23 protein-coding genes are annotated in these 21741 nt (G+C 60.6%); 7 read left to right on the top strand and 16 right to left on the bottom strand.

The annotated features are described in order from the left end of the window. Positions 1–185: 185 nt before the first annotated feature. The 5 genes from NBH09_RS08395 to NBH09_RS08375 all read right to left on the bottom strand — a co-directional run bounded on the left by NBH09_RS08395 (position 186) and on the right by NBH09_RS08375 (position 3940). Positions 186–1148, bottom strand: a complete 963-nt coding sequence (locus NBH09_RS08395) for an Abi family protein (protein ID WP_075844146.1) — start codon at positions 1146–1148, stop codon at positions 186–188. 113 nt (positions 1149–1261) lie between these two features. Then, positions 1262–1747, bottom strand: coding sequence for a hypothetical protein (locus NBH09_RS08390; RefSeq protein ID WP_250787688.1), 486 nt, complete (start codon positions 1745–1747; stop codon positions 1262–1264). A gap of 25 nt (positions 1748–1772) precedes the next feature. Next, positions 1773–2603: a class I SAM-dependent methyltransferase gene (locus NBH09_RS08385; protein ID WP_250787687.1), complete on the bottom strand. Its 831-nt coding sequence runs from the start codon at positions 2601–2603 to the stop codon at positions 1773–1775. A gap of 115 nt (positions 2604–2718) precedes the next feature. Next, entirely contained in the window at positions 2719–3324 is a 606-nt protein-coding gene (locus tag NBH09_RS08380) for a class I SAM-dependent methyltransferase (protein ID WP_250787686.1), read from the bottom strand. Then, on the bottom strand, positions 3311–3940 hold the full coding sequence (locus tag NBH09_RS08375) for a class I SAM-dependent methyltransferase (RefSeq protein WP_250787685.1): 630 nt from the start codon (positions 3938–3940) through the stop codon (positions 3311–3313). The genes NBH09_RS08380 and NBH09_RS08375 overlap by 14 nt, the downstream gene beginning before the upstream one ends. 482 nt (positions 3941–4422) lie before the next feature. Here NBH09_RS08375 and NBH09_RS08370 point away from each other — a divergent pair, with 482 nt between their 5' ends. Next, on the top strand, positions 4423–4953 hold the full coding sequence (locus tag NBH09_RS08370) for a hypothetical protein (RefSeq protein ID WP_250787684.1): 531 nt from the start codon (positions 4423–4425) through the stop codon (positions 4951–4953). Positions 4954–5161: 208 nt separating this feature from the next. On the opposite strand, the gene NBH09_RS08365 is transcribed toward NBH09_RS08370, so the two are convergent. From NBH09_RS08365 to NBH09_RS08350, 5 genes are all read right to left on the bottom strand, one after another. Further along, the gene (locus tag NBH09_RS08365) at positions 5162–5305 is read right to left on the bottom strand and encodes a DUF2992 family protein (RefSeq protein ID WP_350446091.1); all 144 of its coding nucleotides are present in this window, start codon (positions 5303–5305) and stop codon (positions 5162–5164) included. A gap of 99 nt (positions 5306–5404) precedes the next feature. After that, on the bottom strand, positions 5405–6568 hold the full coding sequence (locus NBH09_RS08360; protein WP_250787682.1) for an iron-containing alcohol dehydrogenase: 1164 nt from the start codon (positions 6566–6568) through the stop codon (positions 5405–5407). Positions 6569–6612: 44 nt separating this feature from the next. Next, a complete protein-coding gene (locus tag NBH09_RS08355) occupies positions 6613–7464 on the bottom strand; it encodes an aldo/keto reductase (RefSeq protein ID WP_250787681.1) in 852 nt (283 codons plus the stop codon). A 105-nt stretch (positions 7465–7569) separates the two neighbouring features. Continuing rightward, on the bottom strand, positions 7570–7704 hold the full coding sequence (locus NBH09_RS10040; protein ID WP_284703138.1) for a flavodoxin: 135 nt from the start codon (positions 7702–7704) through the stop codon (positions 7570–7572). Between the two features lie 71 nt (positions 7705–7775). Continuing rightward, positions 7776–8624 (bottom strand): aldo/keto reductase, encoded by an 849-nt coding sequence (locus NBH09_RS08350; protein ID WP_250787680.1) that lies wholly within the window; start codon positions 8622–8624, stop codon positions 7776–7778. Between the two features lie 129 nt (positions 8625–8753). On the opposite strand from NBH09_RS08350, the gene NBH09_RS08345 reads away from it, so the two are divergent. Next, the gene (locus NBH09_RS08345; protein ID WP_161115261.1) at positions 8754–9653 is read left to right on the top strand and encodes a LysR family transcriptional regulator; all 900 of its coding nucleotides are present in this window, start codon (positions 8754–8756) and stop codon (positions 9651–9653) included. Between the two features lie 229 nt (positions 9654–9882). On the opposite strand, the gene NBH09_RS08340 is transcribed toward NBH09_RS08345, so the two are convergent. Then, a complete protein-coding gene (locus NBH09_RS08340) occupies positions 9883–10338 on the bottom strand; it encodes a MerR family transcriptional regulator (RefSeq protein ID WP_230318629.1) in 456 nt (151 codons plus the stop codon). Between the two features lie 259 nt (positions 10339–10597). Between NBH09_RS08340 and NBH09_RS08335 the strand changes: the two genes are divergently transcribed. Together NBH09_RS08335 and NBH09_RS08330 are read left to right on the top strand one after the other, a co-directional pair. Beyond that, complete coding sequence (locus NBH09_RS08335; protein ID WP_161115262.1) at positions 10598–11362, top strand: carboxymuconolactone decarboxylase family protein; 765 nt, start codon at positions 10598–10600, stop codon at positions 11360–11362. A gap of 2 nt (positions 11363–11364) precedes the next feature. After that, positions 11365–12336: an alpha/beta hydrolase gene (locus NBH09_RS08330; protein WP_250787679.1), complete on the top strand. Its 972-nt coding sequence runs from the start codon at positions 11365–11367 to the stop codon at positions 12334–12336. Between the two features lie 1007 nt (positions 12337–13343). On the opposite strand, the gene NBH09_RS08325 is transcribed toward NBH09_RS08330, so the two are convergent. Further along, the gene (locus NBH09_RS08325) at positions 13344–13757 is read right to left on the bottom strand and encodes a helix-turn-helix domain-containing protein (RefSeq protein ID WP_129423098.1); all 414 of its coding nucleotides are present in this window, start codon (positions 13755–13757) and stop codon (positions 13344–13346) included. 140 nt (positions 13758–13897) lie between these two features. Here NBH09_RS08325 and NBH09_RS08320 point away from each other — a divergent pair, with 140 nt between their 5' ends. From NBH09_RS08320 to NBH09_RS08310, 3 genes are read left to right on the top strand one after another with little or no spacing between them, the layout of a single operon-like run. Continuing rightward, on the top strand, positions 13898–14101 hold the full coding sequence (locus tag NBH09_RS08320) for a hypothetical protein (protein WP_006681531.1): 204 nt from the start codon (positions 13898–13900) through the stop codon (positions 14099–14101). A gap of 1 nt (position 14102) precedes the next feature. Next, positions 14103–15173 (top strand): site-specific integrase, encoded by a 1071-nt coding sequence (locus NBH09_RS08315; protein ID WP_101677768.1) that lies wholly within the window; start codon positions 14103–14105, stop codon positions 15171–15173. A gap of 5 nt (positions 15174–15178) precedes the next feature. Next, positions 15179–15604 (top strand): plasmid mobilization protein, encoded by a 426-nt coding sequence (locus tag NBH09_RS08310; protein ID WP_099432718.1) that lies wholly within the window; start codon positions 15179–15181, stop codon positions 15602–15604. Between the two features lie 3 nt (positions 15605–15607). Here the strand turns inward: NBH09_RS08310 and NBH09_RS08305 are convergent, their stop codons facing one another. The 4 genes from NBH09_RS08305 to NBH09_RS08290 form a co-directional block, all read right to left on the bottom strand. After that, positions 15608–17311: a DUF262 domain-containing protein gene (locus NBH09_RS08305; protein WP_101677769.1), complete on the bottom strand. Its 1704-nt coding sequence runs from the start codon at positions 17309–17311 to the stop codon at positions 15608–15610. A gap of 70 nt (positions 17312–17381) precedes the next feature. Next, a complete protein-coding gene (locus NBH09_RS08300) occupies positions 17382–19325 on the bottom strand; it encodes a DEAD/DEAH box helicase (protein ID WP_101677770.1) in 1944 nt (647 codons plus the stop codon). Beyond that, a complete protein-coding gene (locus NBH09_RS08295) occupies positions 19312–20523 on the bottom strand; it encodes a hypothetical protein (RefSeq protein WP_079535895.1) in 1212 nt (403 codons plus the stop codon). The genes NBH09_RS08300 and NBH09_RS08295 overlap by 14 nt, the downstream gene beginning before the upstream one ends. After that, positions 20510–21688, bottom strand: a complete 1179-nt coding sequence (locus NBH09_RS08290) for a hypothetical protein (protein ID WP_101677771.1) — start codon at positions 21686–21688, stop codon at positions 20510–20512. The genes NBH09_RS08295 and NBH09_RS08290 overlap by 14 nt, the downstream gene beginning before the upstream one ends. Positions 21689–21741 lie beyond the last annotated feature (53 nt).

The raw sequence follows: 21741 nt of genomic DNA, 5'->3' as shown, positions 1-21741 counted from the left end.
CCAGGCAAGCGTCGACTAAGCCATGCAGCGTGCGCGGGCTCTCCCGACGGGAAACGAAAAAGCCCGGTTTCAAACCGGGCTCGAACGAACATGCCTATTGACAATGGCTTTCTCATATTAAAAATAGGGCAGAGTCGCTTGCGCAAGTCCGCCCCTAAAACCGTGAAGGTTTTGCTATCTGCAGGCTATTCTACCAACCCGAGCGATTCTGTCAACCTGCGAAGGAACTCGAGCGCGGAGCGAGCTGCGGCGTCGGGCCCCTTGTCGGGCAGCGCCTCGGTTTCGCCGTCGGCCCTGGCGAACATCTCGGCGAGCTCGGATGCGGCGCGCGAGCGTGAGGAGCCCTCGGGTACCAAGCCGGAGTGCGCCACGAGCACGGTCGCGACCTCCTGCATGGCCGTATTCCCCATCCACTTCCTCCTGGTCGCCTTGGGAATCCCCACGGCGGCGACCCTTCGGGAGACGCCGCTGGACGCCGAGCCCCGGGCGGCGCCCCTCTCGGCGAAGCAGTTGATCAGGCACGAGCCGTGCGCGGCGCAGTTGCGGACGGACTTCACGCGCTTGAGGTCGTAGTGGGAGGCCTCGAGGCGCCTGTCGCCCCATCGCCTGGCGCAGAAGCGCACGAAGTCGATGAGGGTGCCGAACGAGGTGAGCTCAAGGAAGGCCCAGGCAGGCATGTCGCCGGAGTACTTCGCGTAGAGGCTCGAGCTGTAGGGGCTGCGGCCGCTCATCTTGAGCTCGCGCAGGCGGTACTCCCTGTTTGCAGTGGTAAGCGATGCCATGTAGTCGGCCACGATGGCGTAGCCGTCCTCTCCACGGTCCTCCATCTCGCGAAGCAGTGTCACCTTCTGGAAATGCTCGATGTCGAGCGTCATGCCGAGCAGGGCGTGGCGCAGCTCCTGGTCGAGCGCCGCGAGCAGGCGCAGCTGGCCGAAGTCGAGGTCTACGTAGCGGCCGTCGCGCGGGCCTCCCTCGTATTTCGAGAAGAGTTTGCGGTAGGATGCGAGCTTGAAGAAGTTGCACTTGTCGCGCAGGTAGTCCGCGGCCTCTTCCTCGGAACACAGTTCGAAGGCTACGCCCTTCTGCTTGAGGTGCTCTATCTGCTGCTCGATCGTGAGGATCGGCTTCCTATCGTGGGGTTCGGCCATGCTCGGTCTCCTGTCATTGATTTGAGAATCCTATTCTACCAGCATGTTTGCCCTGAATCCTGAAGGCCCGTTCGCCAACTCATAAGCAAGCCACCTGAGACTACTCACTTTGTTCACGAATGGCGAAGACCTGCGACCTGGGGTTTTGCAAATGGCGCGCAAGCCACCCGCGTTAATTCACTTGCGATTGCAGCTGGCGGCTTGCGGGCAAAAGGGCGGTTGAGTTTCAAAACGGGCGTTTTCGGCGCCATCGAGCCTCCAAAGGCGACCCGCCGCGCACTTTGGGACAAAAACAAAAACTCAAAGCCCTGAGTTTGAAAAAAGTTTTTGAGGTTGTCCCAGCTTTTGTCCCCGAAGCCGACGAAACGCGACATCGCGTCATTCGGCGGCACGCGTTCCGTGTCGATGCCGAAAACTGGGTGTAACTGGAGTGACGGGACGGCAGAACCGACGCCATCGAGTGGGAATAGAACAGACGTTCGATAAAATAATATAGTATCAGATAGCGGGCACGGTTTCAATCGAATCCGTGCCCGCTGCTGTATGTGTGTTCTTGCGCGCTCAATATGCGCCGTAAAAGCCGTCTTCTTCAACGTCAAAGTGAGCGTGCTTCATTTTTGTCTCTCAAAATCTTATTTTCACGATTTGCATTTTCATCCCGTTGTCACCGACCCTTGCGAGAAACCGGAAAAAGCCGCTGACAGAAGGGTCCCTCAAATCGTTGTAGCCCAGCATATAGCCGCGACTTGTGACCTGCAGACGGCTGTCCCACGTGCCGATTTCCTTGGCGGCATCCGAAACCGCAAAATATGCCCCCACATCCTTGATTCTTGCAGTCTTAAGCCATGTTTTTGCAATCATCTTTACTGCCGTCCGATTGGCAGCATCAAAGACCAGCACACCGCCGGGGAAAGCGTCCGCCATTCCCCGCACCAGTTCCCGGACCTCCTGGGTCAGAAAGTAATAGAACACCCCGGAGGCAAAGAACACCGCACCGCCGGAGGCATCGATTTTGCCAAACCATGCGGTGTCTTTCAGGTCGCAGGGGATATTTTGTTCCCGATCCCCGGCGGGCAGTAGCTGCTGCCGCAAGGCAATCACATCCGGGAAGTCCAGATTGTAGATCTTGCATCTACCGTTGTCGCAGGCTCTGCCGGTGTTGTCCAACCCGCAGCCCAGATTGACCACCGCCGCATTGGGGTGGCCTTTCAGGTAATCCCGCACCTCGAAAGCAAGATCACTCTGCCGCATGGCCACCTCCAGCGCACCAAAGCGCTGCATCAGGCTGCGGGAGTTTTTCTCTGCCTCTGAAAAGTCGTAGTCGATCTGGTCGAGCAGACGAACCGCTGTTTCATCCCTGTAAAGGTTCGGATACAGCTCCGTACACAGCTTTCGGGAATACAGCGGGAGGATCAGCGTCTCCTGCACGGTGTTTTTCTCAATTTTACATTTCATAGGTTCCTTCCTCAGTGAATAAATCCTGTCATAACTGCCGCCAGCACAGCCGCTATGACCGTCATGCCTATCGCCATGTGCAGGATGGATGCAAAAATGCCCGTGCTTGATACCCTTACTTCCGCGCCGTGACGCAGAGCCACCTTTTCTTTTTGCGTATCTGCACCTCGTGAAAACCCGCCTGCTCCAGACACGCCTTTAATTCAATGTCCTTGTAGATGGTCATGCCGCCGATGATCTGTGTCCCCCTCTCGTCTTTGTCCGTATCGCCATTGCTCTCGTTGCAGATAAGAATTGTCCCGCCTGGCTTCAGCGTTCGCCAGACCTCACGGAAGCATCGGGGTAAATCAGGCCAAAAATAGACGGTCTCAAAGGCCGTGGCGGCATCGAAACAGCTATCCTCAAATGCCATATCCGCCACACTGCCTTGCAGAACGGCGCAGCGCCCCTCCTGAATTGCAATTCGGTTGAGCTTTCTAGCCTTCTTCACGCTGACGGGCGAATAGTCGATGCCCTTGACGACGCCATGCGGGCATTTTTTCAGCAGCCGTTTTATGTTCGCCCCGCCGCCGCAGCCGCAATCCAGCACCATGGCATTTGGCGCAAGTCGCAGAAATCGAAGTCCCCACCGCGCCACAGGGCTGTGGCCCAGATTCATCATGGCAACCATAAGTTTTCCGCCGAGGCCCACGGGCTTGCGGGTGTTTTCAAAGAATGACATCCGGCCCCTCCGATTTCGTGCATTCCGCATAGGTCAACGGGAACGAGGCCTTCAGCACCGCGCTTTTCTGCACCGCCCAGCCATTTTGGCGCAGGAAACGTAGGTATTCCTCGCTCGTCCACCTGCTGTGGAGGGGGAATCCCGCCATACTCATGAAAAAGGCTTTTGCCTTACCGGAAACCGAGTTGTCCGCGTGGGTGAAGGTTGGCGCGATGAGCACGCCGTCGTCCTTCAGCACCCGCCTGATTTCTTGCAGGGCCTTTTCCGGATGCGGCACTATGTGAAGCGCGTTGGACGCGATCACCACTTCGAAGGACTTCTGTGCATAGGGCAGGCGGAACATATCTTGTACGGAAAAGTGCAGCTTTGCGGATTGATTGTCCCGTTTTGCTTCAAGGATCATCTTTGCAGAAGCGTCCGTAGCCTCGATGTGCGCCGCCACATTCACGATGCTCTTTGCGATAAGCCCCGTGCCGGTGGCGACTTCCAGCACGGTTTTTGCTTTCACCACCGGCCTGATCAGCTCATACATCTTCTCATACGCCGCCCGGTCCTTTCGCATGAAACGGTCGTACCGACCGGCATTCTTGTCCCAGAAGTCCTTGCGTTCGTGCATGGCTATCGCCCCCAAAAAGTTAGAGCCATCTAACCATAACACACGAATCATGCAGTAAGATAAGGCTAACCTCATTTTCCTGGCTAAGACGCATCTCTTCGGTTTTCGCTTATAGCGGCGCGAGTCAGATACAAGGCTGGAGCTGAAGAAGGAGCTTGACGGACAGGTAGGTCGATACCGGTTCCCGGAACGGTGATCCAGCCAATTACACCAGGGCTCTAGTCATTGAGTGGGAATAGAAAATTCCTTAGTTATGGGGGTGTAAATTTGATTCCCTTTAGGATAAACCCCCATAACTATATAAATTGACCTGCTGACTCCAATGAAGATTGGAGGGTAACGGCCAGGGGTGACGGCCCGGCGAGTGTTATTTTGCGAGCTATGCGCATTGAAAGCGACCTTTCGTGGTATAAACTACTTGCTGGAAGCCGCGGCTTTCAGAGTACGGCTTACGTGTACGTTTAACCTCCGTGGGCGACGGGGTGCCGCAAGGCGTAGAATATCGCCCACCTGTAGGGGCCCGCAGCGATGCGGGCCCCGCTTCGTATGAAGGGGGCGTAGCCGATGAAGATCGTATCCATCCCCAGGACTTCTTCGACCTCGTCGAGGGCGACCGCGAGCTCATGCTTAAGCACAATCGCCCCTGCATCGTGGTGGTGAGGCTGCGTTTCCACGGAAAGTGCAGGGACTTCGCCGTGCCGCTGCGTTCCAACATCGCCCCTAACGTGCCCAAAGACCAGCACTTTGCGTTGCCACCCCGCCCCACGACGCGCCCCGGCTGCCGCCACGGCATCCACTACATCAAGATGTTCCCCATAACCAAGGCCTACCAGCGCCGCTTCAGGACCGAGGGCTCGGCCTACTACGAGACACTCCAGCGCATCATCGACGGCAACACCAAGCGCATTGTCTCCGAGTGCCAGGCATACCTCGACCGCTACGAGCGCGAGGGAAGGCCTCGCTTTGCCGTCGCCATCGACCGCATCGTGGGGCTGCTGGAGGGCGAGAAGTAGGGCACCTCGGCTCAGTCTCGAGCCATGCGGAGTCGCTCCGCATTTTTGAACGCCGCGTGTGCGTCCCAAATACTTGAGAAACAAGCTGTGAAGTGCGGTGGCGCGCCCGTGCCCGCGCATAGCCGTTACCATCAACGTCTACGCGGCGTCGGCTTCAAGTGGAACTGGCGCCGCTGCTGTATATGGTTTGCCTTGCTGCAAATGGCAATCAATGCCCACGATGCTTCTGCTTGCGCTTCAGCTTTCGCTGCTCGAAGCGCGCCTCCGCCTCATCCGCGCGACGCTGGCTTCTTGCTTGAGCCGACTCCCGTTTCATCGCTTCTCTCTGTGCCGCGAGAGTCTGTTGTGCCACATGTTTTCACAATCGGGCAAAAACTCAGAAGGCTCCTCGTGAAAAACGAGGAGCCTTTCTGTTTCCTTCGGCGCGGGCTGATCGGGATCCACTGCCGATCTAGAGGCACTCGGTCAGAATCTGGAACACCTCGCTGCGCTCCAGTTTCTTGGCGCAGCCGCCGGTGAGCACGCAGGTGTCCGCAACCTTGTGCAGCGTCTCGTCGGACGCGTCGGAGCCCATCTCGGCGAAGCTCGTGGGAAGCCCCATCTCGCCGATGAACGTCTGCAGGCGGTCGACGCCCTCGAGCGCCACCGTAAGGTCGTCTTTGCCCTTGGCGTCGACGCCCCACACCTCGCTCGCCCAACGGGCGAACTGCGCGGGCGCCTCGGGGGCCAGGTGGCGGTAGAGCGCAGGGTGGATGACCGCGAGGCCCATTCCGTGGTTGGTGTGGGTGTACGCGCCGTACTGGTGCTGGATCATGTGCGCCTGGAAGTCCGTTGACTTGCCGATCTTGAGCACGCCGTTCTCGGCCATGGCGGAGTCGTATACGAGCTCGCTGAGCGCCTCGAGGTTCTGATTGTCGTCCGCGATGATCCGCATGTTGCGGATGACGTTACGCTGGATGGCGAGGTTAATGTCGTCGGTGACGTTGCGTCCGCGCGGGCTTCCGAAATAGCTCTCCATGCAGTGTGAGAGCGTGTCGAACGCGCAGCTCATGAACTGCGCGTGCGGTACGGTGAGCGTGAGCGCCGGGTCGAGTGCCGCCCACATGGGCATCGCCCCCAGATAGGCGCCCTTCACGTGTGTCTCCTCGTTGGTGATGACGGCCCCGTTGTTCTGCTCGGCGCCCGTGCCGGAGAGTGTCACGATGCAGCCCATGGGGATGAACGAGTTCGGCATCTTGCCGTCGACGTGCTCGAACGTCTCGATGTCTTCGTCAAGCATCGCCTGCGCGGAGACCACCTTGCAACAGTCGAAGGCCGACCCGCCGCCGACGGCGAGAATGAAGTCGACCTGCTCCTCGCGTGCGAGCGCGGCGCCTTCCTGGCACTTCTCGTAGGTCGGATTGGGCATGATGCCGCCGAAGTCCACCACGCGCTTGCCCGCGCTCGTGAGCTTTTCGGCCACGTGGCCGTAGACGCCGGTTCGCTTGACCGAACCTCCGCCGTAGGCGAGCATCACTGTCTTGCCCATGGCACCCATCTCGGCGTCGAGTGCCTGGTCCATGGCCCCCTCGCCGAAGTAGTTCCTGACCGGGTAGTCGTACGTGAATGAGTTCATGGCAATTCCTCCTAGTAAGTTATCAGTGCGGTCTGACCGCTCGTCTACACGTTGCGCACGAGCTCGGACAGCCATTCGATGGTGGCGGGGTCGTGGTGGTCGAAGAACGCGCTGCGCCCGGTGTCGAGCGCGGCGATGGCGACCATCTCGTCGTCGCCCAGCGCGAAGTCGAAGACGTCGAAGTTCTGCTCCATGCGATCGCGGTGCGTGCTCTTAGGGATGCAGACCACACCGCGCTGCAGCAGCCAGCGCAACACGACCTGGGCGACCGTCTTGCCGTGCGCTTCGCCGATGCGAGCGAGGACCTCGTTGCGGAAGAGGTCGTTTCTGCCCTCCGCAAAGGGTGCCCAGCCCTCCATGGCTACCTCCTTGCCGGCCATATACTCCTGTGCGTCGCGCTGCTGGAAGAACACGTTGCACTCGACTTGGTTCACGGCGGGGGCGATGCGGTTGAACGAGATGAGGTTTGCGAGGTGATCGGGGTAGAAGTTAGCTGTGCCTATGGCGCGGATAACGCCCTGCTCGTAGAGCTCCTCCATGGCGCGCCACGCGCCGAAGACGTCGCCGAACGGCTGATGGATGAGGTAGAGGTCGACGTAGTCGAGCCCCAGCCGCTTGAGCGACGCGTCGAAGCCGCGCTTGGCCCCCTCGTAGCTCGCATCCGACATCCACAGCTTGGTCGTCACGAACACCTCGTCGCGCGGCAGGCCGCTCGCACGAATGGCGGTCCCGACCGCCTCCTCGTTGCCGTAGCTCGCGGCCGTGTCGAGCAGCCGGTAGCCGACCGAGAGCGCGTCCTCCACGGCGCGCTGGCATTCCGCGACGTCTGGGATCTGGTACACGCCGAAGCCGAGCTGCGGCATCCTGACGCCGTTGTTCAAGGTGATGTAGTCCATGGTACCTTCCTTCCTCGCAACTTGACGTATCCACCATACGAGGGGCGCCGCGCCGGCGGAAGTTTCCGTTGGTGAGGGTTCTATAACGCTGGGGTGCGCACGGGGTTATAACCCGCAGGTTCTAGGCGTCACCTCAAAAAGATCGGCGCCGAGCTCGTCGGCAATGGCCTGAGCTACGACAGCGGTGTGGCTCTGTGCCGAGTAGTAGGCCACGAGGACGTTGCCGTCTGCAGCGGGCACTGCGGCGGGCTCATCCTCGACAGTCGACTGGTCCTCGGCGGCGGCTTGGTTGGTCCGTTGTCGTCTGAGTGCTACTCCTGCGCGTTGAAATCGGGGCGTATGGCCAGGTAGCCCGCGAGTGCTTCCTCAGTGGCGGTGTAGTAGGTCATGGTCCCGTCGAGCTTGGCAATCTCGGCCATCTCGTCTTCGGTGAGGGAGAAGTCGAAGATGTTCGCGTTGTCGGCGATGTGGGCGGGGTTTTTGGAGCCGGGGATGATGGAGGTGCCCATCTGTACGTGCCAGCGCAGGATCACTTGGGCCGGGGTCTTGCCGTACTTCTCGGCGAGAGCGACGAAGACGGGCTCCTCCAGAAGACCTTTGTCGCCGTGGCCGAGCGGGTACCACGCCTCGATCACCGTTCCGTACGGCGCAAGGTAGGCGCGCAGGTCGCGCTGGGCGTGGTAGGGGTGGCACTCAACGGTCACGAGCTGCGGCTTGATGTCGGCGACCTCGATGACCTCGGCGATCTTGTCTTGCGGGAAGTTGGAGAGGCCGAGGGCGCGCACCTTGCCTGCGCGGTACGCCTCTTCCATCGTGCGCCACGCGGCCAGGTAGTCGCCTACCGGTTGGTGCAGGATGAGCATGTCGACGTAGTCGAGCCCCAGGCGCTGGAGCGTGGCGTCCACCGCCGGCATGACCGCGTCGTAGACGCTCGGCCAGAGCTTGGTGGAGACGAAGATCTTGTCGCGCGCGATGCCGCTCTTGGCGATGGCACGGCCCACGGCGCGCTCATTCATGTAGGCGTTGGCGGTGTCGATGTGTTCGTAGCCAGCCGCAAGCGCGGCGGTTGCGGCTGGCTCGGCCTCGGTCGGGGTCATGAGGAAGGTGCCCAAACCCTCGATGGGCATCTCTACGTCGTTGTTGAGCTTCAGATACTCCATGGTCTCCTCCTTAATGGTGACTTTTCTAATACAAGGCTACGGCGTTTACTGACGTGCGAGAAGTTCACGTTGGAATGATAGATATAACCATGGGGTATATACGGCACATAATGCGTGACAGGAGGATCGATGTACAACCCACAGCTTGACACTTTCATCCGTGTGGCGGAGGCGGGCAGCTTCTCCAAGGCGGCACAAGAGTCCTTCATCACGCCCACGGCCGTCATCAAGCAGATGAACCTGCTGGAGTCGCGGCTAGGCCTTACGCTGTTCCACCGATCGCATCAGGGGCTTTCGCTTACGCGAGCAGGCAGGTCGCTGCTCGCCGACGCCCGCCATATCGTGCAGTACTCTCAAGAATCAATCGCACGCGCCCGCGTCGCCGAGCGTGGAGAAAAGCGCATCATCCGCGTGGGAGTGTCGCTCATGACGCCCAGCACGCCGCTCACGAAGCTGTGGCCGAAGGTGAAGGAACGTTGCCCTGGCATGAGCCTTCAGGTGGTCACGTTTGAAAACACACCCTCGGCGGCGCGCGGTTTGGCGAACCTCGGGCAAGACATGGATATCGTGGCGGGGATTTTCGACGATGCCTTTCTTAAAGAGCGCGGGTGCCTGGGCCTCGAGCTTTCGCGCGAGCCGCTCTGGTGCGCCGTTCCCGTCGACAATGAACTCGCCAAACGCGACATCGTCACATTCGACGACCTCCACAATCACAGTCTTATGCTTATACGCCGGGGCTGGAACGCCGAAATCGACCGCGTGCGCGACGAGATACTCTTGCATCATCCTCAAATCGCGCTCGTAGACTTCCCGCAATATCGGGCGGAGGTGTTCAATCGCGGCGCGAACGAGGACCTCGCGCTTGCGACGCTGCCGTTGTGGGCCAACGTCCACCCCATGCTCAAAACCGTCCCTACCGATTGGGACTGTCTCGTGTCTTACGGGCTGCTTCATTCGCCGCACCCCGCAGACCATGTGCGTGAGTTCCTCGATGCGGTGTCTGCCGTGCTCGAGGCAAAGCATCGATAGGCAATCGCGAACAGATGCGCTTATGCCTATGGGAATAACGGGAACTGGCTTCTGAGCTTGCGTTTTGATACCGTCGAGTACCGCCCGATGTTGTTTCGGCGTCGCCATAGAGCAAAGCCATCAGCGAAATGACGGGAATAACAGCCTCCGAACCTTCTGTTCGGAGGCTTTCTTTTTGCATGTCTGCCTAAACGACTCCTTGCCAAAGCCCCTTGAGCATCGGGCGGCATTATTGAGCGTGGGCGCTATCGTAGGTATCTTTGATCTCTTCCGGCAAATCGTCGGGAATCAGCGCCTTCACTCTATCCTCGTTGCCATCTTGGATCGCCTGCTCGTAGTACCAGCATTTGAACTTCAACATATCCAGCGCACGGTTCATGTTCGCGATTTCCGATTCCATGTGGGCCTTCCGCTCCTCGAACATGGCCTTGCGCTTGGGATATGTCGATGGGCCCTCCGCGCACCATTCCATGAACAGCCGGATGTCCTTGATCTCCATCCCAGCCTTCTTTAAGCATTCGATGACCCGAAGCGCCTCGAGTTCCGTATCGCCGAATCGGCGAATGCCGGATGTCCGCTCCAATTCCGGGAACAATCCCTGCTTGTCGTAATAGCGCAGCGTGGAAACGGGCAGACCGAACATATCCGCCACCTGTCCGATTGTGTACATGGTTCCTCCGGACAAATCTCGAATTTACTCCTTGACCTAAAGTTAGGTTTAGGTATTACCTTTATTTTCGTCAATATATATAAGGAGTGCAAGGGATTTTCGCCAAAGGCGCGCGCTTGCCGGAACGGTTTTCGCCGGCGGCGTGAACGGCGTGGGCGAAATCGCCGGGCATCCCGCTCTGGAGCAGGCGCATCGAATGGGCATGGAAATCTAGGCGCGGCTTAGCTGCGCGAAAGCAGTTTGTACTCAAAACCATCGACAGGAGGAATCAAACATGACGATTAAGCAGACAGCGGGCAGGGATGCCCTGGGGGACTTTGCCCCCAAATTTGCACAGCTCAATGACGATGTGCTGTTCGGCGAGGTATGGAGTCGAGAAGACGGGCTTTCCCTTCGAGATCGCAGCATAGTGACGGTGGTTGCCCTAATGGCGCAGGGCCTGACGGACTCTTCGTTTCAATATCATCTGATGTCCGCAAAGAACAATGGCGTGACCAGGGCTGAGATAGCGGAAATCCTTACGCATGCGGCGTTTTATGCGGGATGGCCCAAGGCGTGGGCGGCCTTTCGCATGGCGAAGGAGGTCTGGGCGGATGACAATGCCGCTGATGCAAGAGCTAAGCATCAAAACGAGATGGCCTTTCCCATCGGTGCCCCCAACGACGCATTTGCGAAGTACTTTATCGGGCAAAGCTACCTCGCGCCCCTTTCCACCGAGCAGGTCGGCATTTACAACGTTACGTTCGAGCCAGGCTGCCGCAACAACTGGCACACCCATCACGCCAAAAGCGGCGGCGGGCAGATTCTCGTCTGCGTGGCTGGTCGAGGGCTTTATCAGGAATGGGGCAAACCGGCACAGGAGCTGTGCCCTGGCGATGTAGTAAATATTCCCGCGGGCGTAAAGCACTGGCACGGTGCGGCGCCCGACAGCTGGTTCTCCCATCTCGCGATGGAGGTTCCGGGCGAGGAGGCCTCCAACGAGTGGTTGGAGCCCGTGAATGACGAGCAGTACCTTAAAGCGACTGACAAGGAGGCTTAGGCATGGAGCAGTTGAAACTGACGCAGGAATGGGACAAGGTGTTCCCCAAAAACGACAAGGTTGAGCACAGCAAGGCGACCTTCCACAACCGATACGGCATCACGCTGGCTGCCGACGTGTACGTGCCTAAGAACGCGGATGGCAAGCTGCCCGCCATCGCTGTTAGCGGCCCGTTTGGCGCTGTGAAGGAGCAGTCCTCCGGTCTGTATGCGCAGAAAATGGCGGAGCTGGGCTTTTTCGCAATTGCCTTTGACCCGTCCTATACCGGCGAGAGCGGCGGTACACCCCGCCATGTGGCATCGCCGGACATCAACACCGAGGACTTCTGCGCAGCGGTGGATTTCCTCTCTGTGCAGGAAAGCGTTGACCCGGAGCGTATCGGCATCATCGGTATCTGCGGTTGGGGCGGCATGGCAGTCAATGCGGCGGCCATAGACACCCGTATCAAAGCTACCGCGGCTATGACCATGTACGATATGACCCGCGTGACCGCAAACGGCTATTTTGACGCCGAGGATTCCAAGCAGGCGCGCTTTGAAAAACGGAAAGCGTTGAACGCGCAGCGCACCGAGGACTATAAAAACGGCAGCTATGCGCTGGCGGGCGGCGTGGTCGATCCGCTACCGGAGGATGCGCCGCAGTTTGTGGCGGACTATTACGCCTACTACAAGACTCCGCGAGGCTATCATCCCCGCAGCCTGAACTCCAACGGCGGCTGGAATGTGACGTCCTCGCTGCCGTTCCTGAATATGCCGATTTTGCAATACAGCAGCGAAATTCGCTCTGCGGTACTGCTGGTGCATGGCGAAAAGGCGCACTCCCGCTATTTCAGCGAAACCGCGTACGGCAAGCTGACGGGGGACAACAAGGAATTGCTCATTATCCCCGGCGCCAGCCATACCGACCTTTACGATCAGATGGACGTCATTCCGTTTAAAAAGCTGAAAGCGTTCTTTGAGGAATATCTGCAATAAGGCGCACCTTGATTCAATACCAAGCCCCCAGCAACGATTCTTCTAGTCATGGTCACAGCATACGACTTCTGACCTGCGGAAACGCGCAGGGATAAAGCCGCTAGCTATGATTCCTTCCTCGAAATGGGTGAAGAGGGGCTGAAATGGCGAATCCATGCCCTCAGCCAGGATGTCTGCAACCTGTAATCCTGCCTGTTTTTGTCCCTGAGACAAAAATGAAACTGCGGGCCTTCGATGGCGAAAAGTTTTCTGCGTTGTCCCACGTTTTGTCCCAAACGCCTACGCGAAGACACACGGCGGGATTCGGTGGCAAGATGGCCAAGACTGACGACCAACCTAGAATCAACTGGATTAGCGTCACTGCAAACGCATGTGAAAGAGTGGGAGTAGTCTGACAGGGTTCTGACCTGTATTTTTGAGTGCCGCACTGTGCTGCTGAGTTTCGTTTTGTACGAGAGTCACGGCAAAGCCGCCAGCGACATTGGTGAGTAAATCCGATTATCGAGCCTCTGTTCCCGCGTCGGAACGGAGGCTTTTTCTTTGGCTATTTACTCCCTTTCACCTGCAATTTCGCGATTTACTCCCCGTGTTTCGAGACGGCAAGGCACGGGGCGGTATTCGGAGGAATGGGAGTAAGGATTTATCCCGAGTGAGTAGACGCGCGATTTTTGTCCCCGAGAACGAAAAGGGGCCGTTTTAGGTCCTTTGAAACTCAAATCGAACTCAATAGGCCTTTTGACGGTCTCTGTGCGGCGTTTTCCCAGGTCGTTAATGGGGAGTAAAGAATCTCACCGTCTCAAGGAAAGCGGGAGTAATCAGGGGAAATGCCGCGGGGTACCGCCGTGTGCCGCCATGTAAGCCACCGCGTCATTTACTCCCCAGGTGCGCCGAAAATGCCTTTGCATGCAATGGGGAGTAAAAACTCAACATACGCAGGCGTGAGCGGCGCTCACCGCCTAGCTTGGCGTCCTGATTCGGTTGCGCTGGTTGCGAAATGCGGGGAGCCGCTACAGCGAGGCTTTCCAGTCCTCGTATTCGTCGGCGTCGATCTCGCCGTTCTCGAGCTGCGCGCGCTTCTCTGCCCACAGCTCGATCGCCGTCGCGGCTTTGGGCGCGTGCGGAGCCTTGGGGTTCAGGGAGAGGCCCGTGCCGTCGGCGGAGGGAACGATGCCGAACGAGTCCTCGAGCCGCACGAGCAGCGACATGAGGTCGCCCGCGGTCTCGACGCCATAGTCCTTGAGGGCGTTGACGGACACGCCGAGCGCCGCGGAGATGGACTCGAGCAGCTCGGGCTTGACGGCGCGGATGCCGCTCTCGTAGTGGCGCACGGCCCCCTCGGTCAGGCCGACGGCCTCGGCGAGTTGAGCCTGCGTCATGCCGCGCGACTTGCGGTACCGCCTTATGTTTTTGCCTACGGACATGCGCCCTCCTCCTGGAATTACGTATCAGCACATCTTATCAGCGTACGTAAATGTACGCAATTCTATTGACAGTACAGATACGTACGTTTACTCTGAATCTGTAAACCGTACGTATTCGTACGCCATTGATTGGAGGAGCCATGGACGAGAAGGTGGCGAAGACGCCGAGGCCGCACATGCTGGACGCCGACGAGGTCGCGGAGCTGCTGAGGATCAAGAAAGGCAGCGCCTACGAGGTGATCAGGAAGATAAACGCCGAGCAGGAGGCGCGCGGGCGCGTGGTTATCCGCGGACGCGTCCGGAGCGACGTCTTCGACGCCCTGTACTTCCCGGAGGTGGACTGACATGCCCGTGTACAAGGATGGCAACAACGGCACGTTCTACGTGCAGTGCTACTACCGCGACGCCCGCGGCTCGAAGCGCCACAAGACGAAGCGCGGCTTCTCCTCCGAGGTGGAGGCCGCAGTGTGGGAGAGCCAGTTCAAGAGCCTTAACGGCGGGGCCATGGACATGACGTTCTCCGAGTTCGTCGAGGTGTACGCCTCCGAGGTGAAGCCGCGCGTACGCGAGCACACGTGGATCACCAAGGAGTACATCATCAACGACAAGCTCGTGCCGTTCTTCGGAGACATGCGCATGTGCGACGTGAGGCCGATCGACCTCATCAGGTGGCAAAACGAGCTCACCGAGCACCGGGACGCCGACGGGAAGCCCTGGGCGCCGACGTACCTGCGCACGGTGAACAACCAACTGAACGCCATCTTCAACCACGCCGAGCGCTACTACGGCCTCACCGACAACCCGGTGCGCAGGGTCGACAAGATAGGCTCGAAGAAGGGCGGCGAGATGCAGTTCTGGACCAAGGACGAGTACCTGAGGTTCAGCGAGGCGGTCATGGACAAGCCGCTGTCGTTCCACGCCTTCGAGCTGCTGTACTGGACGGGCATACGCTGCGGCGAGCTCCTGGCGCTCACGCCGTCCGACTTCATGCTGGATAGCTCGCGGCTGCGCATCAACAAGTCGTACCAGAGCCTCCACGGCGTGGACACCGTGACCGACCCCAAGACGCCCAAGTCCGTGCGCACGATCGTCATGCCCGCCTTCCTTCGCGACGAGATGGCGGACTTCATCGAGATGCGCGACGACGTCGCCCCCGACGAGCGCCTGTTCGCCGTGACCAAGCACTTCCTGGCCCACGAGATGGAGCGCGGGTGCAAGGCGTCGGGCGTGAAGCGCATCCGCATACACGACATACGCCACAGCCACGTGAGCCTGCTGATCGAGATGGGCTTCTCCGCGCTGGCCATCGCCGAGCGCATGGGCCACGAGGCGGTGGACATCACCTACCGCTACGCGCACCTGTTCCCCACGAAGCAGGACGAGATGGCCGCCGCGCTCGATGGAGCGAGGGGGTAAGCAAGATGCCGTGCGAGAACAGCGCCCGCAAGCGCAGCAAGACGATGGCGTTTCGCTGCACGCCCGAGGAGCACAAGCTCATATGCGAGATGGCAGCCTGGAGCGGCATGAGCAGGCAGGACTACATCATCGCCAAGCTCACCGATACCCAGGTCGAGGTGAGGCCCTCTGTAAGCGTGCAGAAGGCGTTGAAGGACTCGATGGCGGAGTTGTCCAAGGAAGTACGGCTGGCGGCCTCCTACGGCGAGCTGAGCGAGTCCCTGCAGCAGAGGATCGAGCTCGTGATGAGGTTCTTCCTGGCGCTCGGCGAGGGGGTTGAGGCACCAGTGACGGAAGCGCCACCGCAAACCTCGCATTTGGAAGAGCCGACAACATCCGTCATGGATGCGGGCTCCGACACCGCAAGCATCTTCGAGATGGGGCGCATGTAAGGTTTAACGCCAGACCTCCAACGCCTTGTCCGCAAGCCATTCGGCGCGATCGGCGATATCGCCCTCGTCCCAAGACTCCTTCTCCAGGGCGCCGGCCATGGTCGCAAGGCCGGCGGCGCAGAGGGCAAGACCGTCCTTGTATCCCTTTCCCTGCTTCTTGGTGGGCCAATCGGCATCGCGGATGGAGGCGTTGAGCGAATGCGTGATGATGGCGAGGTTGCCGAGCGTGAGGAGCTTCCTGTCCCTTCGCGTGGCAGCCTCATCGTCGAGGGCTCCCCATTTGTTGCGCCACTTCTTGGGCATCATGTGTTCGAGGGTGTACTGGTTGAACCCGAGCAGGGCCGTGCTGCTCATGCCTGGGCGAATGGCGCTTTCCAGCAGATAGAGAACGCCCTTGGACTGAAGGTTGTACAGACACGATTCCTCGAACGCCCTTCGAACCTCGTCATCGCCGGGCATGTACGTCGTCGCCTCTTCGTTTGCTTCAAGAGCCTTCCTCAGCGTCTCCGCGTCCTTCACCTCGTTCAGGATCAGCGAGGTGAACAGCCTGTTGTAGTTCTTCGTGGTCGCCTGAACCAGCGTTCGGCGGACGATGTAGCTCTCAAGCAGGGCGAAGACCTCGGATTCCTCGCCCGAAGACTCCGCGTTCTTGCGAACGTAGAGCACGTACGGGATGAGCGTCGAGTTCTTGAGGCCGAATATCAGCACGTTCAGGCGCTCGACGCCGGGAGCGGAGGGGATGTCCGCGTCGCAGTAGCCGGGGTCGAACGTGGACTCGAACACCTCGGCATACGCCTTCATGCTGTCGAGGATCTCGTCCTTGTCTCCGTTGCAGTACCTGCCGATGAAGTCCTTGTAGGACTGGAAGAGGTTGGACGTGCGCGAATAGAAGAGCTTGTCCTCGGTCGTGACGCCGCGCTTCTTGTCCTGAACCAGGATCTGGAGGAACGCGTCGAAGAACAGGTCGACGAGCGTGCGCTTGATGCGCCCGGTAACGACCTCCTGCTCCCAATACTCCCTCTTCTCCGCCGTGGGTTCGAAGACGTCCTCCCAGCACTCCTTGAACGCCTGCTCGTTCTCGCGGTTGAAGAAGTAGTTCTTGAGGAGCTCCGCCGTCGTCAGGCGCACCCCGAGCGAGTTGATGGTGTCGAATATCTGCTGCTCGTCCTCGCCCTCGGTGAGATCGATGCAGACGAACTGGACGTTCGACTTGATCGTGTTCCTGTCGACCTTCTCTGGGTCGATGTTCTTGAGGAAATAGTTGTAGGCAAGGACGATGGACGAGGAGCCCTCGACAGGTTCGCAGCCCGTGGCGCTGACGACCTTCTCGAAATCCTGCCGGTCGTACTTGCCATGTCTCAAGGCGACTTCGCCGGTCTCCAGGACGAAATCTCGCTCGAACAGCCTATCGGCGTCGATTCTCGCGCAGAGTGCCTTGAAGAAGATGACCATGGTCGTGAGGCGCTGCTGGCCGTCGATGACTGTGCGAACCTCGGACACCTCGGACCAAGTGTTGCCGGAGGAGGCTTGCTTCAGGATGATCGAGCCCAGGAAATAAGGTCGCTTCGAAGCCGTGACGAACTCCATGTCGCCGAGGAAGCGCTCCCATTGCTCTTCTCCCCAGACGTACGCCCTTTGGTAGAAAGGTATTTCGAGCAGGCGCGATCCGTTGAACACGCCGCTTATCGTAGATTTTCCTGCATCCATCCTTAAAGCCCTATCTTTCCTTCGCAGTTGTTACTTATGAGCCAATATCGTCAGTGCGCCGTTCGGCCTCTTAGTATTCCAGGCTCTTGGCATCTTCTCCCAGCAGGCGCTCGAAGACGATACGCAGGTCCTCGTCATCGAGGTAGCCGCCCTCAAGGCAGCCGCGGTCGATGGCGTCGAGCATCGTCTGCTCCTTCTCCTTCAAGCGGTCGTAGATCACGGCGTCGAGGGATAGCTCCCTGCCGTCGCGCATGAACTTCTCGCGCATGAAGTAGTAGCGCGTCTTCTGGTCGTCGGGCAGGCCCAGACGGTGTATGCGGTCCTTTGACTGCAGCAGGTGCACCAAGTTGTAGCTGTACTCGAAATACACCGCGTCGTGGCAGACGCTGTGCAGAGAGACCGACTCGGCAAGCGTCTGCGGGTTGGTCACGAGCACCCTGAAGCGCCCCGCGCGGAAGTCGTCCAGAATCTCGCGTCTCTCTTCCTGTGGCGTGGCGCCGTAGATCGCCTCTGCCGGAATCCCCATGGCGGCGAGGTCGCGGCGGAGGTTGCTGATGCTGCGTACGAAGATGCACCATACTATGACGGGGCGGCCTTCGGCGACGATGCGCTCCACGAGCCGCTCGCACGCCACGAGCTTCGAGCTCGGGCGGCTTCGCTCGATGGCCTCGTAGAACGTCTGCGAGAAGTCGACGTAGTCGATATCCGAGTAGTCATCGCCGACCTGGTCGAGCACGTACTCGAGGTCGCCTGGGTCCACTGCAGAGCAGAGCATCTCGGGGTCGCTCTCGAGCTGCAGGGTGCGTATGATCCTCGCGAGCGCGTTGGGGCAAGACGCGTACAGGACTCGCAGCAATGTGTCCTCATCGGGCGTCGCCTCGACCTCCACGATCTCGTCGGGCTCCGGGCGCGGCACGCCGAGCTCGTCCTTGTTCGTTCGGCAGAAGAAGGGCGCCAGGCTGTCGTTGAGGCTTGCCTGGAGGTCCGCATCGGGCGCGCGGAGCTCGCCCGGCTCGTAGCCGAAGAACGTGTCGTAGTCCTCGGGGTACAGGATGTGCAGCAGGTTGTAGATGTCCTGGTAGGTGTTCGGGATGGGCGTTCCCGTAAGGGCGATCACGAACTTCGCGCCGTCGGCCGCCTCGAGCGCGGCTTCCGCGCGCCTGCCGCCGATGGCCTTCACCCGGTGCACCTCGTCGAAGACGAGCAGGGTCTGGTCGGGGATGATGGCATGCAGCTCCCGCACGTAGCCCGAGAGCGACTCGTAGTTGAACGTGAACAGGTTGCACGCGCCGCTGTCGAGCGACAGCGCGTTGCGCCTGCGCTCGGTCGACATCGCCGCTATGGCGGGGTCTCCCAGCGAGAAGCAGCTCAAAGGCAGCTTATCCCCGAAGGTGGCGACCCACTCCTTCTCCCACGACTCGAAGCCGTTCTTGGGGCAAACCACCACGATGCGGCGCGCGAGCCCCAAATGGCGAAGGTAGGCGAACACGCCGAGCACCGTCGCGGTCTTGCCGGCGCCGGGCACCGAGAAGTCGGCCGCGCGCCCAACCGTCGCCATGAAGAAGGCGTCGAGCATCTGCCGGTCGCGCAGGGGACGCACCATCGAGGCGTTCACTACGTCGCGGAACTCCCGGAAGCGCGGCCCCAGCTGGGGGTCGTCGGCGATGCCCTCGGCGGTCTGCGCCTTGATGGCCAACCCCACCTCGGAGCGCTCGCGGATGTAGGTCTCGCCGGCGTTCACGAAGGCGCCGAAGCTCGGGTCAACCGCGACCTCGACGCCGTGGCCGTCGGCCTCCATGATCGCCTCGAGCATGTCCTGGCACTCGCGAAGGCCCATGCCGCCGTCGAGTAGGATGCGGTCGCGATCGGTGCCGTCGACGGCGCTCGCCGGGTAGTACAGCCAGGCGCGCCATGCGGCCGAGGCCATGAACGAGGCGATGTCTTGCCCCTCGATGCGCAGGTACATGCCGGGGCGCGCCTCGTCGTAGCAGACGACGGCCCTAGGCGCGCTCATCGATCTCACCGATCAGCTCTTCCACCTTGTCGGCGACGGCAACGAGGTTGCGGCGCACCTTCTCGAGCTCGTCGGGTCCCAGCACGTCGAGCATCTCGGGAAGGATCTTCTCGAGCTCGGAGAGGCAGTCGGCGGATTTCTTGGCGGGCGTGTCCATGAGCTTGACGCGGCGCACGGTCTCTCTTGCGCGGTCGCCTGCGCGCTTGAAGCCGTCGACGAGGTTGCCGTCCGAGCGCAGCTCGCTCACCTTCTCGCGCGTGAGGGCGTCGGGACCCATCTTCTCGAGGAGCTCGGACATGGCCTGCAGCTCGGCGGCCTTGAAGTCGGCCTCCGCATCCGTGCCTGCCACGCTGCCGAAGTCTCTCACGTATCGGGTGATGTCGCCCTCGGGCTGCACCACCATGTTGGCGAACATGAGTCGTTTGACAAGCTGTTTGTCGCGCCTGTTGTCGTACTTCTTCAGCACGCGGCTGAACTCGCCCAAGGGGCCATCGACCTTGAGGGCGCGGGCGAGGTGGTACTGCTCGGGGGCCTGGCAGAATTCGAGGAACTCCTCCATGTACTGGGCGCGGTCGACGAGTTTTTTCACCTCCGCCTCGGTCATGCCCGTCGCGTTGCCGTACTCCGCAGGGGTTATGAGGTGGTTCTTAACCACGTCGCGGTATACGCCGACGAGGCGGTCGACGGGATCGTACGCCACCTTCTCCTCTTCGCCGATTTGGATGGCGAGCTCGAGCAGCTTGATGCGCTTGGGGTCGCTGCCTGTGGCGTCGTCGAGGATGGCGGCCTCGAACCAGCCCGCCTCGTTGTTCGCCCGCGCGAGGCGGCGGACGCAGGTCAGGCGTCGGTTGCCGTCGATGACGCGTCCGTCGTTGAGCACGATGCCCGGCCTAAGCTGGCCGCGAAGGGCGATGCTCTTCTCGGTCTTCCTGAGCGCGCCGGGGTTGCTCTCGACGATGAAGTCCTCGATGACGCCGTTGTACTCGTCGCGGCCAAGGGCGAGCAGATCCGCGCCCTGCGCGGAGTTGTACTCGCTTACCCAAGTGGCGATGCGGTCGTTCTGGTCGTTGTAGAACAGCAGATCGCACTTGATGCGGTAGATGTCGAAGTCGCGCGTCACGTTGTCGATGGAGTGCTTCTCCTTGCGACCCGTCGGCAGGACGTTGCCAGTCGCGATCCCTTCCTCAAGCAAGCTCATTTCGTGCCTCCTTCTTCCATGCCTCCATGGATGAGTAATATGCGTCCCCGATGTCGTCGTAGTAGACGTCGGAGTTGTAAATGGTCGTCGTCAGAAGCGGTGCCGGGCACGTGATGCCCAGATCGTTCGCGAGCAGTCTCGGCAGGTCATCGCGCTCGATTCCCTCATGGTGGGCGACGATCCACTCGATGAGGTCGGCTGCGGAAAGCCGCCCCTCGCCTCCGGCGACGAACACCTTGGTTCCGGCGAGCGTGCAGCTGCGCAGGAGCCCTCCCGCGTCGAGCAGTCCCTCGTAGAAGTCGTCGGGCATGTCCAGCCCGTACAGCGGATGCGGAGTGGCGCCGCCCGCGCGCAGGCTCGCCACGGTGAAGGGCTCGCCTTCGGGCGCATCCACGCTCACCGCGGGCGCGTACGACTCGATGTCCGCCATGCGCGCGCCTAGCACGTCGTGCAGCCGCGAGAACGAGATGTAGCTGTCGCCCTCGTAGAGAAGTAAGCGGTGGTCCGAAAGCGCCTGGCGCAGCACCTGGCGGAAGGCGGGGTGCTGCCACACGGCGTTCTCGAAGCCGGCGTCGCCCTTCGCGAAAGACGGATGCTCGGCCAGCAGCCGCGTGAAGTGGTCGTTCGGGGTGCTCCCTTCTCGGAAGAGCAAGCCGCGGTCCTCGTAGTAGCCCGCATCCTCGATGCCGCGGTCGAGCGCTTCGGGCGGATCGTCGGGAAACTCGAAGGCGAAGCGCCGACGCACGAGGCCTTCGTCGCAGATGCGGCCGGCAAGCTCCCGGGCAAGGAAGCCCTCGAGGGTGGGTGCCTCGCGCTCGGTGTCGTGCGCTACGGGCACATCCGCACGGGAGGCCGGGGCGCCCGTCGGGCATTCAGCGACCTCGACGCCAAGCCACTCCGAGAAGCTCACGTCCGCGGGCTCGGCGAACAGGTCGAGCCATATCGCGGCGATGCCTGCGCTGAAGCCGTATTCGCGCTCGTAGGCTTTCGCGGCGACGTTTCTGGGCTCGTCCGCATGGCGCTCGGCGAAGGCGCGCACCTGACGGCGGCGGTCGACCTTGCCGAACCCGACAGAGAGGTGGTCGCCCAGGGTGACGCCCTCGTCTGCGTTCCAGAAGACCTGCTTCAGCTCATCGTAGAGAGCGATGGGCGTGGTGATCCCCACGCGCCTTAGCTCATTGCGCGAGACGCGAAAGACTAGACGGGCGCAAAGTTCGG

Origin of the sequence: Collinsella sp. BG-O-102 (assembly GCF_023656745.1) — a bacterium.
Classification (GTDB): Bacteria; Actinomycetota; Coriobacteriia; order Coriobacteriales; family Coriobacteriaceae; genus Collinsella.
Note: the sequence above shows the minus strand (reverse complement) of the source record. Positions and strands in the feature narration are given on the sequence as shown.

What these genes read in the sequence shown, in the direction of transcription:
- NBH09_RS08355 (WP_250787681.1), bottom strand. Translation starts at nt 7,464, where the DNA reads ATGGACTACATCACCTTGAACAACGGCGTCAGGATGCCGCAGCTCGGC.
- NBH09_RS08385 (WP_250787687.1), bottom strand. Translation starts at nt 2,603, where the DNA reads ATGAAATGTAAAATTGAGAAAAACACCGTGCAGGAGACGCTGATCCTC.
- NBH09_RS08345 (WP_161115261.1), top strand. Translation starts at nt 8,754, where the DNA reads ATGTACAACCCACAGCTTGACACTTTCATCCGTGTGGCGGAGGCGGGC.
- NBH09_RS08295 (WP_079535895.1), bottom strand. Translation starts at nt 20,523, where the DNA reads ATGAGCTTGCTTGAGGAAGGGATCGCGACTGGCAACGTCCTGCCGACG.
- NBH09_RS08315 (WP_101677768.1), top strand. Translation starts at nt 14,103, where the DNA reads ATGCCCGTGTACAAGGATGGCAACAACGGCACGTTCTACGTGCAGTGC.
- NBH09_RS08300 (WP_101677770.1), bottom strand. Translation starts at nt 19,325, where the DNA reads ATGAGCGCGCCTAGGGCCGTCGTCTGCTACGACGAGGCGCGCCCCGGC.
- NBH09_RS08350 (WP_250787680.1), bottom strand. Translation starts at nt 8,624, where the DNA reads ATGGAGTATCTGAAGCTCAACAACGACGTAGAGATGCCCATCGAGGGT.
- NBH09_RS08395 (WP_075844146.1), bottom strand. Translation starts at nt 1,148, where the DNA reads ATGGCCGAACCCCACGATAGGAAGCCGATCCTCACGATCGAGCAGCAG.
- NBH09_RS08375 (WP_250787685.1), bottom strand. Translation starts at nt 3,940, where the DNA reads ATGCACGAACGCAAGGACTTCTGGGACAAGAATGCCGGTCGGTACGAC.
- NBH09_RS08325 (WP_129423098.1), bottom strand. Translation starts at nt 13,757, where the DNA reads ATGTCCGTAGGCAAAAACATAAGGCGGTACCGCAAGTCGCGCGGCATG.
- NBH09_RS08305 (WP_101677769.1), bottom strand. Translation starts at nt 17,311, where the DNA reads ATGGATGCAGGAAAATCTACGATAAGCGGCGTGTTCAACGGATCGCGC.
- NBH09_RS08380 (WP_250787686.1), bottom strand. Translation starts at nt 3,324, where the DNA reads ATGTCATTCTTTGAAAACACCCGCAAGCCCGTGGGCCTCGGCGGAAAA.
- NBH09_RS08310 (WP_099432718.1), top strand. Translation starts at nt 15,179, where the DNA reads ATGCCGTGCGAGAACAGCGCCCGCAAGCGCAGCAAGACGATGGCGTTT.
- NBH09_RS08330 (WP_250787679.1), top strand. Translation starts at nt 11,365, where the DNA reads ATGGAGCAGTTGAAACTGACGCAGGAATGGGACAAGGTGTTCCCCAAA.
- NBH09_RS08320 (WP_006681531.1), top strand. Translation starts at nt 13,898, where the DNA reads ATGGACGAGAAGGTGGCGAAGACGCCGAGGCCGCACATGCTGGACGCC.
- NBH09_RS08335 (WP_161115262.1), top strand. Translation starts at nt 10,598, where the DNA reads ATGACGATTAAGCAGACAGCGGGCAGGGATGCCCTGGGGGACTTTGCC.
- NBH09_RS08360 (WP_250787682.1), bottom strand. Translation starts at nt 6,568, where the DNA reads ATGAACTCATTCACGTACGACTACCCGGTCAGGAACTACTTCGGCGAG.